Source organism: Paenibacillus cremeus (assembly GCF_007786445.1).
GTDB lineage: Bacteria > Bacillota > Bacilli > Paenibacillales > NBRC-103111 > Paenibacillus_G > Paenibacillus_G cremeus.
Genome location: NZ_VNJI01000092.1, coordinates 1 through 10,660 on the forward strand (window position 1 = coordinate 1; position 10,660 = coordinate 10,660).

Annotated in this window: 9 protein-coding genes and 2 pseudogenes; 8 read left to right on the forward strand and 3 right to left on the reverse strand. The window is 44.5% G+C overall.

From position 1 onward, the window contains the following. Positions 1–223 (reverse strand): annotated as a pseudogene (locus FPZ49_RS36520) (IS5/IS1182 family transposase); the annotation flags it as partial. Between the two features lie 268 nt (positions 224–491). Between FPZ49_RS36520 and FPZ49_RS34290 the strand changes: the two are divergent. The 4 genes from FPZ49_RS34290 to FPZ49_RS34305 all read left to right on the forward strand — a co-directional run bounded on the left by FPZ49_RS34290 (position 492) and on the right by FPZ49_RS34305 (position 6,209). Next, entirely contained in the window at positions 492–1,730 is a 1,239-nt protein-coding gene (locus FPZ49_RS34290) for a CynX/NimT family MFS transporter (RefSeq protein WP_144855133.1), read from the forward strand. A 339-nt stretch (positions 1,731–2,069) separates the two neighbouring features. Further along, positions 2,070–3,659, forward strand: a complete 1,590-nt coding sequence (locus FPZ49_RS34295; RefSeq protein WP_144855135.1) for a spore germination protein — start codon at positions 2,070–2,072, stop codon at positions 3,657–3,659. A gap of 20 nt (positions 3,660–3,679) precedes the next feature. Then, positions 3,680–4,864: a Ger(x)C family spore germination protein gene (locus tag FPZ49_RS34300; RefSeq protein WP_144855137.1), complete on the forward strand. Its 1,185-nt coding sequence runs from the start codon at positions 3,680–3,682 to the stop codon at positions 4,862–4,864. A gap of 256 nt (positions 4,865–5,120) precedes the next feature. After that, on the forward strand, positions 5,121–6,209 hold the full coding sequence (locus tag FPZ49_RS34305; RefSeq protein WP_144855139.1) for a GerAB/ArcD/ProY family transporter: 1,089 nt from the start codon (positions 5,121–5,123) through the stop codon (positions 6,207–6,209). A 144-nt stretch (positions 6,210–6,353) separates the two neighbouring features. On the opposite strand, the gene FPZ49_RS37955 is transcribed toward FPZ49_RS34305, so the two are convergent. Both FPZ49_RS37955 and FPZ49_RS37960 read right to left on the reverse strand, forming a co-directional pair. Beyond that, positions 6,354–6,449, reverse strand: a complete 96-nt coding sequence (locus tag FPZ49_RS37955) for a hypothetical protein (protein ID WP_449289950.1) — start codon at positions 6,447–6,449, stop codon at positions 6,354–6,356. 41 nt (positions 6,450–6,490) lie between these two features. Next, a pseudogene (locus FPZ49_RS37960) lies at positions 6,491–6,616 on the reverse strand (TetR/AcrR family transcriptional regulator); the annotation flags it as partial. 198 nt (positions 6,617–6,814) lie between these two features. Here FPZ49_RS37960 and FPZ49_RS34315 point away from each other — a divergent pair. The 4 genes from FPZ49_RS34315 to FPZ49_RS34330 all read left to right on the forward strand — a co-directional run bounded on the left by FPZ49_RS34315 (position 6,815) and on the right by FPZ49_RS34330 (position 10,548). Beyond that, on the forward strand, positions 6,815–8,005 hold the full coding sequence (locus tag FPZ49_RS34315) for an MFS transporter (RefSeq protein WP_144855141.1): 1,191 nt from the start codon (positions 6,815–6,817) through the stop codon (positions 8,003–8,005). Beyond that, positions 8,002–8,208: a carboxymuconolactone decarboxylase family protein gene (locus FPZ49_RS34320; protein ID WP_144855143.1), complete on the forward strand. Its 207-nt coding sequence runs from the start codon at positions 8,002–8,004 to the stop codon at positions 8,206–8,208. Before FPZ49_RS34315 ends, FPZ49_RS34320 begins: the two co-directional genes overlap by 4 nt. A gap of 38 nt (positions 8,209–8,246) precedes the next feature. Beyond that, positions 8,247–9,437: an MFS transporter gene (locus FPZ49_RS34325; protein ID WP_144855145.1), complete on the forward strand. Its 1,191-nt coding sequence runs from the start codon at positions 8,247–8,249 to the stop codon at positions 9,435–9,437. 64 nt (positions 9,438–9,501) lie between these two features. Next, positions 9,502–10,548 (forward strand): MFS transporter, encoded by a 1,047-nt coding sequence (locus tag FPZ49_RS34330; protein ID WP_144855147.1) that lies wholly within the window; start codon positions 9,502–9,504, stop codon positions 10,546–10,548. Positions 10,549–10,660 lie beyond the last annotated feature (112 nt).

Genomic DNA, 10,660 nt, shown 5'->3' on the forward strand with positions numbered 1-10,660 from the left:
CTGAAGGGATTCCGAACAAGTATCCAATGAGTAACATCTTCATGAGTAGAACCGGGTCAATTGATCTCCGCCCAAAAGGAGAGTAGAGATGCTGCACTTTTTCATAAATAAAAGTAAAGTCCATTTTTTTCCGAATAGCACGCAATAAGTGGTCTTGAGGCACGAGGTCATCTAGGCTTATATACATCAATTGGTTTTGTTTGGCTCCATCTACACCCATCATAGGATTACCCTCCAAAGAAAAAAAACCGTATAGAGATAAATTCTACACGGCCCTCCAAAAAACCTATTAAATTGATACGTTTGTCAACAGTCCCTAAATTGGGGGTTTTTTATTTGAAAGAACACATGCTTGAGGTCGGTGGCTGTTGTCGTTTAATGTGGGGCGTTCGCATCATGCACCTTTAATCGTATACTGAACTGGGACTTCGGTCATCGGAGGAAATCGTATGGGTTTGATTTTAAAATATTTTTAAACAGGAGGGAAGCTCATGAGTTCATCAAAGCAATTGCTGAAAAGCCAAGCGGCATTATCAAGTATCAACATTCGTAAGCAGACAAAAACCTGGCTAATGATACTGGGGATCATTTTTATCTCAGCGAATCTCCGCGCTCCCTTGACTTCTGTAGGGCCTTTAGTCAGTCTTATTCGGGAGAACGTGCATATTTCGAATACATTAGCGGGACTGATTACCACGGTTCCACTCATTGCATTTTCCTTGTTATCGCCTATAGTTCCGAAGCTTGGACGAAAGTATGGCGCAGAACGCATCATTCTGATGTCGCTCATATGTTCAGTCATTGGTATTGCCATACGCTCTATATCTGGTGCTGCTAACTTGTATATCGGAACCGCTATCCTTGGATTTGCCATCGCCGTGTGTAATGTTTTATTGCCGAGCCTGATTAAACGGGAATTTCCCCAACAAATTGGTACGATGACTGGTGTTTATTCGGTTTCCATGAATTTATGCGGAGCGATTGCTTCAGGTGTTAGTATTCCACTCGCCGTTGGGTTAGGTTTGACGTGGCAAGGCGCATTGGGAATTTGGGGTATTCTAAGCATAGTATCCATCCTCTTTTGGTTGCCGCAAATCAGGTTTCGCACGAAACATATTTCTGTATCCAGCAGCAATGTGGTCAACCATCATGTAAATTTATGGCGTTCCGTGTTGGCTTGGCAAGTCACCTTTTTTATGGGCCTACAGTCCACCATATTTTATGTGCTGGTTGCATGGTTACCTGAAATCCTAAAACATCAGGGGATCAGTTCAAATCAATCGGGTTGGTATCTCTCTATTATGATACTAGCTTTGCTTCCATTTACGTTTATCGTTCCTGTCCTTGCTGGGCGCATGTCTAATCAGCGTTCGTTGGTGATCCTCATGACGATTCTACTTTTGATAGGAACACTCGGGCTTCTTTACGGAAGTTTACATGTCATTCTTTTGTGGATTATCATACTCGGTATTGGAGCAGGCTTCGCGTTTGGTTTGTCCATGATGTTTTTCGGCTTACGTACCGAAAATGCCCATCAGGCTGCAGAACTATCCGGTATGGCGCAATCTGTCGGGTACTTGCTTGCCGCAATTGGCCCAGCACTTATAGGATATTTACATGATACAACAAACAGTTGGACCCTTCCTCTCTTCATATTGGTTGGTGCCTCAGTAGTACTCTTTATTGTTGGTCTAGGTGCAGCTAGAAATCAATTTGTTGGCACAACTTAGTAAGAAATTGAAGATTAAGATAGAATGAATAACAATTTGAGCTTGATCAAGGAAAAATAACATACAGACCAGACGCGTACGTAGAAAAAATGTATCAAGCGATGAAAGGTGTCGTTGGATAACTTTGTTACAAAAGGGGTTGCCTCATCAAGCGGATTTAACCGCTCTAAGGACAGCCGCAGAATTTGACAGAAATGACACAGGCCTATTCCTTGATGGAATGGGCTTTTTCAGTGCTTTTAAGTTTTAACACTTGTCAAAATAAGTCATTGTGACTTATACCCATATAAATCCAAGGAAATAATTTACTAACGACTAAAAATCAAGGCGGGGGCAACGATGGGACTTAAGAGGTTCTTGATTGGCAGGCTGCAAAAAGCACATATCGGTCCACCTTCCGGGAATTCTCAACCCCAAAATAATCCTCCAAACGATTTATCCGATAAGCTTCAAGACAACTTGAACCGGATTCAAACGGATTTCGGCGGCAGTACGGATATTGTAATTCGCGAATTTCGGATCCACAGTTTGAATGGGGCCAAAGCAGCGCTAGTATACTTGGAGGGCTTGGTGGACCAGCAATTGATTTCCGATTCCCTAATGGAAAGTTTGCTGCAATTTTCAAAGGGAGACTCGTCCATTCCGGCCTTCCATCCAGATCAAGATCCGGTTACCTATATAAAGGAATTCGTTCTGGCCATTGGAAAAACGAGCGACATTACCAATTTTGATTCGCTTTTTCAAGCTGTATTATCCGGCTCCACTACATTGTTAATCGACGGCTGTAATCAAGCCATTTCGGCGGCGACTCGAGGCGGAAAGGATCGGGGCGTTACGGAATCGAGCCGGGAAATGGTGATCCGGGGGCCACAGGAAAGCTTCTCGGAAGTATTGGGTACAAATACGGCCCTGATTCGAAGAAAAATCAAAGACCGCAACCTTCGATTAGAAACGAAGCAAATTGGCCGTGTGACGAAAACCGATGTGGCCATGATGTACGTGAATGGAATCGTAGACGAAAAAGTAGTTGAAGAAGTAAGATCACGTCTTCATCAAATCGATACCGACTCTATTTTGGAAAGCGGCTATATTGAAGAGTGGATCCAAGACGAGACCTTTAGCCCGTTCCCTACCATGTTCTATAGCGAACGACCGGATGTGATAGCGGCAGAATTGCTCGAGGGGAAAGTCGCGATTTTAATCGACGGGACTCCAATGGTTCTGATTGTCCCTGCACTCTTCGTAGCGTTTATTAACTCAGCCGAAGATCATTATCAGCGGGCCAATATCAGCTCGATGCTCCGGATTTTGCGTTATATCGGCATTTTTATATCTTTCTTGGCTCCATCACTTTATATCGCCATCACCACCTTTCACCAAGAAATGCTTCCTTCGGATTTATTGATCAGTCTAGCTGCTCAACGCGAAGGGGTTCCTTTTCCAGCTTTCATTGAAGCTCTGATGATGGAAATTACATTTGAAATTTTGAGGGAAGCCGGATTAAGAATGCCGAAGGTGATCGGACAAACCATTTCGATAGTAGGAACACTGGTATTGGGTCAAGCAGCGGTGGAGGCCGGGGTGGTTTCGCCTGCCATGGTCATTATCGTTTCGATCACGGCGATCTCCAGCTTTCTATTTCCCTCGTACAACATGGCCATTGCTTTTCGAATATTGCGGTTCCCGTTGATGGGTTTGGCTGCTTCGTTCGGAATCTTCGGCATTTTTGTCGGTGTGGTTGCGATTTTGTTTCATCTGTGTTCATTGCGCTCGTTTGGCGTTCCTTATATGAGTCCATTCGCTCCCTTGACCGTGTCTGACCTTAAGGATACCATTATTCGGCTGCCACATTGGATGCTGGTTACACGTCCTCGCTCGATCAGTCAGAAAAACGCCATTCGTTCTAAGCCTTCTCAACCGGAAAAGTAAGCTAAGCGGAGGTACACATCATGATCCGTAAAATGAGGTTCATACTGTTTTTCCTCTTCATGCTCCTCCTAATGACCGGCTGTTGGAATCGAAGGGAGCTCAATGATCTTGCCATCGCTGGGGCTATTGGAATTGACGAAGCGGGGGATCAGGTCCGAGTCACGATTCAAGTGGTGAACCCAGGAGAGATAGCAAAAAAAGGCGGATCTCTACGATCTCCGGTAACCACATACTCTGAGCAAGCGGATACGGGTTTTGAAGCTTTACGGAAATTGACGACGATCGTTCCGCGTAAAATTTACTTGGCGCATATTCGCGTAATCATAATTGGAGAGTCGCTTGCGAGAAAAGGAATTGGACCCGATCTGGAGCTGTTTTACCGGGATCAAGAGCTGCGGCCAGACTTTTATGTCTTAGTCGCTAAAAAAACGACGGCGGAAAATACATTAAGAGTGCTGACCAGTATGGATAGAATCCCGGCGGAATCCCTCTTTCACTCACTAGATACGTCAGAGAAGGTATGGGCGCCCACAAGTACTGTCAACATGGGAGAGCTTGTCCGAGGTTTTGAAGGCAAAGGGAAAGCATATGTACTTACTGGCATACAGGTCAAAGGGGATCGTGAGATCGGAGGAACGTCCCAAAACGTGTCCACTAGTTCCCCGCCAACCACCTTGCAGCTGAGCAGCTTGTCCGTTTTTCGTGGCGATAAACTGATCGGCTGGTTAGATGAAGAGGAAAGCAAAGGCTACAGCTACATTACGGATAAGGTTAAAAGCACGGTTGGTTATGTTTCATGCTCTAATGGTGGAAAAGTAGTCGTTGAGATCATGCGCTCAAAAGCTGAATTCAAATGGAAAACGGATTCGATTGCCGTTCGCGTTCGAGTTGAAGCAAATGCGGCCGCTCAACAGTGTAAACTGGATTTAACTGATCCGCAAACGATCTCCGAGCTAGAAAAAAAGTTAAGCGAAAAAATAGAAGCCATCATGAAAAAAACCATTTTTGAAGCACAGCACAATATGCATGCGGATATATTCGGTTTTGGGGAGGCCATATACCGGTCGGATCCTCACAAATGGAATCAGCTAAAACATAACTGGAATGACACATTTTCAGAGCTTCCGGTCCAATTCGACGTAAAGGCAACACTGCGTTATACCGGCACAACGAACAAAAGTTATTTAAATGAAATCAAGGAATGAAGAACCATGTGGAAAATAGTTTGCTTATGTTCAGTAGCTGTATTGATGGCTTTTTTCGAAGTCCCTTCATTGCTTAAAAAAGGATGGCTGAAAGAACTGTCCATTTTTTTATTTTTACTATGTATAGGGATGGGTTTAATCATAACACGTATTCTGCAAGTGGAGCTGCCTAATCCGCTCAAAGGAATCCTTTATATTTATGAGCCGGCGGGTAAATGGATTATGAAAATATTGAGCTAAGAAAGGAACGGTCCAAATGATAAATACGGAACGAATTGCGGGAAGACAATTTGGTCTCCTTGTCTTTTTTTTCATTGTGGGAAATTCCTTTCTGTTGGAGCCGTCATATCTCGTTCCCGAAGCCAAACAGGATGCATGGATTTCGTCATTGATCGGAATTGTAATCGGCTGGCTGCTGGTCTGGTTATATAATTCGCTTGGAAGCAAATTTCCTGTTCAGACACTAACGGAATACAGCGAAATGATCTTAGGCCATTGGCTTGGAAAGCTTGCAGCGATGGTTCTTTTCATCTGCTTTTTTCTCATTGCAGCCATTGTACTGCGGGTTCTCGGGGATTTTGTTGTAATCCAATTGATGCCGGAAACCCCGATTGATTCGATTTTAATCTTATTTTTGGCTATTACAGTATGGGGAGCCAGGGCGGGAATTGAAACGATCGGCAGAACGGCAGAAATTTTGTTTCCGGTGTTTTTCATCCTGTTTATCTCTTTTTTTATGCTTAGCGCTCCCAATTTCGAGTTCAAAAATATGCAGCCCATCGTAACCGGAACCGGAGTAAACTCCATACTTCGTGGGGCGATTCAGTTTATTCATTTCCCCCTTATGGAGATGGTCGCCCTACTGATGTTATTCCCATATGTAAATTCTAAAAAAAGTGCTAAAAGGGCTTTTCATAGCGGAATGTTGTTGGGAAGCTTCGTATTATTGACGGTTACTACCTTAAGTATTCTGGTACTGGGAGCGGAAGCAGCCTCCAAACAATTATATCCCAGTTTTCTTATCGCAAAAAAAATTAATATCGCCGGCTTTCTTCAGCGGATTGAGGTAATTATGGCGATTATGTGGTTTATTTCCATTTTATTTAGGCTGATACTGTATTTTTACGGATCGGCGTTATCGTTGGCGCAAATTCTGAAGCTAAGGGATTATCGACCGCTTACTTTTCCATTGGGATTGATTTTGTACATCCTTTGCTTAACCGTGAGTTCGAATTCAATTGAAATCAAGAATATAATGAGTCTCGTTGGATTGCCATTCAAAATCACCTATGGATTTCTAATCCCTTTAATATTACTGATCACGGCCAAACTACGTAAATTTTAATTGCGATACGTCAAAGAAACCGCGAGAGGGTGCCCCTCAGCCATTTTGGCTTATGGGACACCCTCTTTTTTATTCGTTTACTTAGCTTCGTTTACTTAGCTGAAGGTGGCATCCCTTTTGCGTAACCTTTCGACAGGAGAAATGCTATAAATTCCTCTCTAATAATGTCCCTAATTGTTCTGCCAAGACCTGATGCGAGAAAGGCTTTTCATTCGTAAACCACCATTCCACTACCCCCACGTAAGCCGAGGCAACGAACCTAACGACAAGATCTTCATTTAGTCCGCTCGGTCGGAAATATCTTGAATCGTAATGTCATCAAAATGTTTCTCAGACATCAGTTCAATAAGAGCTTTTTTAATAGCTTCTTGAGATTTGAGTATTCTTCTATCGACTTTCATTAACATATCCAACTTTCTAAAGGTATTAATTAACAATTGTAATGTGTCTGTTCAATAATCAACAAAAAGCGTTCATTTGACGATTGAACACAGCCAAATTCTGTTTAGAATTATATACATGTGTTGTATAAACAGTCAATGTCGATTATGTCGAATAAAGCTGTAGTAAACGAATGTTGGAATTTGAATAAAAGGAGAGAATAAATGAGCAATACTTGGAAAATTTATCTGCTCGCTTTTATTAGTTTCTTTGTCAGTACATCGGAGTATGTCATTGCCGGCATTCTGGATCAAATCGCCGACTGGGCACAGATTTCGGTATCCGCGGCAGGACAACTGATCACCATATTCGCAATCGCCAATGCGATCGGTTCGCCAATATTCGTGATGGCGACGACAACAATGGATCGGCGTAAGTTGCTAATGCTATCTCTCGCTATCGTGGTGCTCGGAAGCGCTTTGACCGTTACCTTACCGGGCTTCGGATTTCTCATCGTATCTCGTCTTGTGCTCGCCATAGGGGGCGGCGTTTTTGTTATCGGCGCAAAGACAGTCGCTGCGAAACTCGCGGCGCCAGGCAAGCAAGCTGGAGCGATTGGCACCGTAATCATCGGGTTCAGTGCCTCCCTTATTGCCGGGGTTCCCATTGGTCGCGTTGTGGCTGCAGCATATGGCTGGAAGGTCATTTTCCTAGGTATTGGTATTCTTAGCTTGCTTGCAATCTATGCTGTGGCTCGAATGATTCCGCCTACCGAAGGTGATGCTCCCGTTCCTCTCGGCAAGCAGCTGGCTCTTTTGAAGAAGCCGGAAATCCTCAATGGCTTTGGTGTCACGTTCTTCTGGCACTTAGGATATGCAATGCTCTATGCGTATATTGCTCCCTTCCTGCTAAACGTTACATCCATGAGCGAACGGGGAGTGAGCATCGCTCTTTTTGCCTTCGGTATCTCCACCTTAATCGGTTCCAAATTCGGTGGATTTATGACGGACCGGATCGGTATCCCCAAATCACTTTTGAGTGGCATGACTGTTCATTTCATAGCTTTGGTGCTTCTTTCCAGTATCGCCAAATCAACTTCCGTGACCATTCCGCTTCTTATGCTATGGGCTTTTTCGGCATGGTCATCCGGTCCAGGCTTGCAGTTTAACCTGGTCCTACTAGCTCCGGAAGCCTCCGGAATTATGCTTAGTCTGTTCGGTTCCATCTTACAGCTTAGCATCGCTGCAGCGGGAGGTATTGGGGGGATTGCAGCAGGAGGCCTATCCATACGGGCGGTCGGTTGGATCGCAGCGATATCCGTCGCAATGGCCGTCATTCTTGCGGCGATCTCATTTAGCCATAAATCAAACAGGAGGCTTACTTATGATTTTTACACACGCGGCGGCCTTGATTGAAAACGCGAGAGCTGCTGACCTTGTGCATTGTAAGCGCGCTGGGCGGTTGTGAAGGTCAAGTCAAGGCACATGTGCAGGGCAACCTAAATGTCGGTAATGATAAGGAAACCATGATCACCGCCATCACGCATTGCCTTCCTTATATGGGCTTTCCGAGAACATTAAATGCATTGAGCTGTGTAAATGAAATTATTCCAGATTAGTTGGGGTGCCGAATCTTTCATCGAAGGAGGGATGCAATTTGGAACGCCTATGGACGAAGTCCTATATTTTTATGATTTTAGGGATGTTTTTTCTATTTACCGCATTTTATATGCTGTATCCAACGCTGCCGCTTTTTATTAAGGAGAGAGGTGGCAATGAAACGCAGGTAGGACTGGCAATGGGCGCGTTTATGCTGACTTCCGTTATTTTTCGGCCGTTTGTCGGAGCACTGTTGGATCGCTTTGGCAGGCGTCCGTTTATCGTCTGTGGATTGCTATTCTTCGCTGCAGCCATGTATATGTACAATTGGATCGGCGGAATCGTTGTATTAATGGCACTTAGAATATTGCACGGAATGAGCTGGGCCGTTTCCACAACGGCCATTAGCACTGCGGTTACGGATCTGATTCCGTCCAACCGCCGTGGAGAAGGTATGGGGTGGTCTGGGATGGCTATGACTCTAGCTATGGCACTCGGTCCGATGTTCGGTCTATGGGTTACACTGAACCTTACGTACCATACTCTATTTCTATTAGCAGTGGTTCTCTCCACTGCAGCGCTGTTCCTAACCTTCGGTGCAAAAATGAAGTTTAAGCCGCGATCAGCTGCAAGGAGAATTGAACTTTTTGAAAGATCGGTCTTTCCCGTTACCGCATCCGTCTTTTTGCTGTTTATCGCTTATGGCGGAATTACTAGCTTTGTACCGCTGTTTGCGGACTCGATCAAGGTAAATTCAGGCACTTTCTTTCTCGTTTATGCAGCCACGCTCGTCCTATCCCGCCCCGTAGCGGGAAAGCTTTCCGACCGCTATGGTGAGACGCTTGTCATCATACCCGCAAAAGTGATTACGATTTCGGCGTTGATTGTTTTGAGTTTGTCGACCCATTTGTTCGGAGTGATCATTTCGGCGATTATGTACGGTATGGGTTTCGGTTCCGCGCAGCCAGCTCTTCAAGCGGCAACGATCCGTCTTGTCAGTCCGGAACGTGCGGGTGTGGCCAATGCTTCTTTTTCTACGGGTGCGGACCTCGGCATAGGGCTAGGCGCGATCATGCTAGGCTGGGTTTCCCAGCACACGAGTTACCAGGTATTGTTTACGGTGAGCGCGGTGTCGGTCGCTTGTTCCTTGTTGATGTTCATTTTTATGGTAAAACCATTGTTGAAGAACAAAGGGCTTCACCATGGAAACACGGGTTCTCTTGAATCTGCAACAGACGCGGCTTCCTAAAAACTCTAGCGGAGAAACGGTGGACTTATAATGGAAAACGTATCGATTAGTAGGAGGTGTTTTTTTGGCAGAACAAAATAATTTGTTGATTTTCATATTAGCCATAGGCGCATTCGGCATTTTAAATACCGAAATGGGAGTGATCGGGATATTGCCTTCCATTGCTGAACACTTTGATGTCAGTGTGCCAAAAGCAGGATGGTTGGTGAGTCTTTTTGCGCTTGCCGTTGCAGTGTCCGGTCCGACGATGCCGTTATTGTTTTCGGGGATCAATCGGAAGAAGGTTATGTTACTCGTACTTGGTGTTTTCGTTGTGGGGAACGTGGTCTCGATATTCGCATCTAACTTTACCATTGCATTATTTGCTCGTGTAGTTCCAGCCTTTTTTCACCCCGTTTATTGCTCATTAGCATTTACAGTAGCTGCTGCCTCGGTTCACCGAGAAGAAGCTCCGAAGGCGGTTTCAAAAGTTTTTATTGGCGTATCTGCCGGTATGGTCATCGGTGTACCCATCGCAAGCTTTATTGCTAGTGCAGCTTCTTTACAAATGTCGATGGTGTTCTTTGCTGTTGTGAATGTTGTCGTATTCATTGCTACATTACTCTTTGTCCCGTCTATGCCTGTTGAGGTAAGCCTCTCCTACGGAGCACAATTATCCGTACTAAAAAAATCAATAACCTGGCTTTCCATAGCGGCTGTCATTTTATTAAATTCGGCTGTATTTGGAGTTTATAGTTATCTTGCTGAGTATCTGAAAACTGTTACAAGTATGCCCTCGAATACAATTAGTTTAATTTTACTCATCTACGGTGGAGCCAATATTATTGGAAACATTGTGGCTGGGAAGCTGCTTACAAATAGGGCCATCAAATCTGTCGTATCTTTTCCTTTTGTATTGGGAGCTGTTTACATCCTATTATTCTCATTTGGACAATTTAGCGCTCCAATGGCTGTCATTACGTTAATCTGGGGGATTTTAGCAGGTATTGGGGGGAATATAAATCAATATTTGATGATGTCTGCAGCTCCGGAAGCACCTGATTTCGCCAATGGATTATTTATATCATCCTGCAACGTAGGAACAACCCTTGGTGCAGCAGGAGGCCACTGAAAAAGTCTAGCTCTTAGAAAAAGGTACTGCCCTTCAAGAAAGTTGAAGAGGCTGTACCTTTTTTGTCGTATAATTGAGTCATCACAAAAAGCGGGTGAGAGCACATGATTCG

Excerpts from the sequence above, each read along its gene's own strand:
- FPZ49_RS34290 (WP_144855133.1), top strand. The coding sequence starts at position 492 with ATGAGTTCATCAAAGCAATTGCTGAAAAGCCAAGCGGCATTATCAAGT.
- FPZ49_RS34295 (WP_144855135.1), top strand. The coding sequence starts at position 2,070 with ATGGGACTTAAGAGGTTCTTGATTGGCAGGCTGCAAAAAGCACATATC.
- FPZ49_RS34300 (WP_144855137.1), top strand. The coding sequence starts at position 3,680 with ATGATCCGTAAAATGAGGTTCATACTGTTTTTCCTCTTCATGCTCCTC.
- FPZ49_RS34305 (WP_144855139.1), top strand. The coding sequence starts at position 5,121 with ATGATAAATACGGAACGAATTGCGGGAAGACAATTTGGTCTCCTTGTC.
- FPZ49_RS34315 (WP_144855141.1), top strand. The coding sequence starts at position 6,815 with ATGAGCAATACTTGGAAAATTTATCTGCTCGCTTTTATTAGTTTCTTT.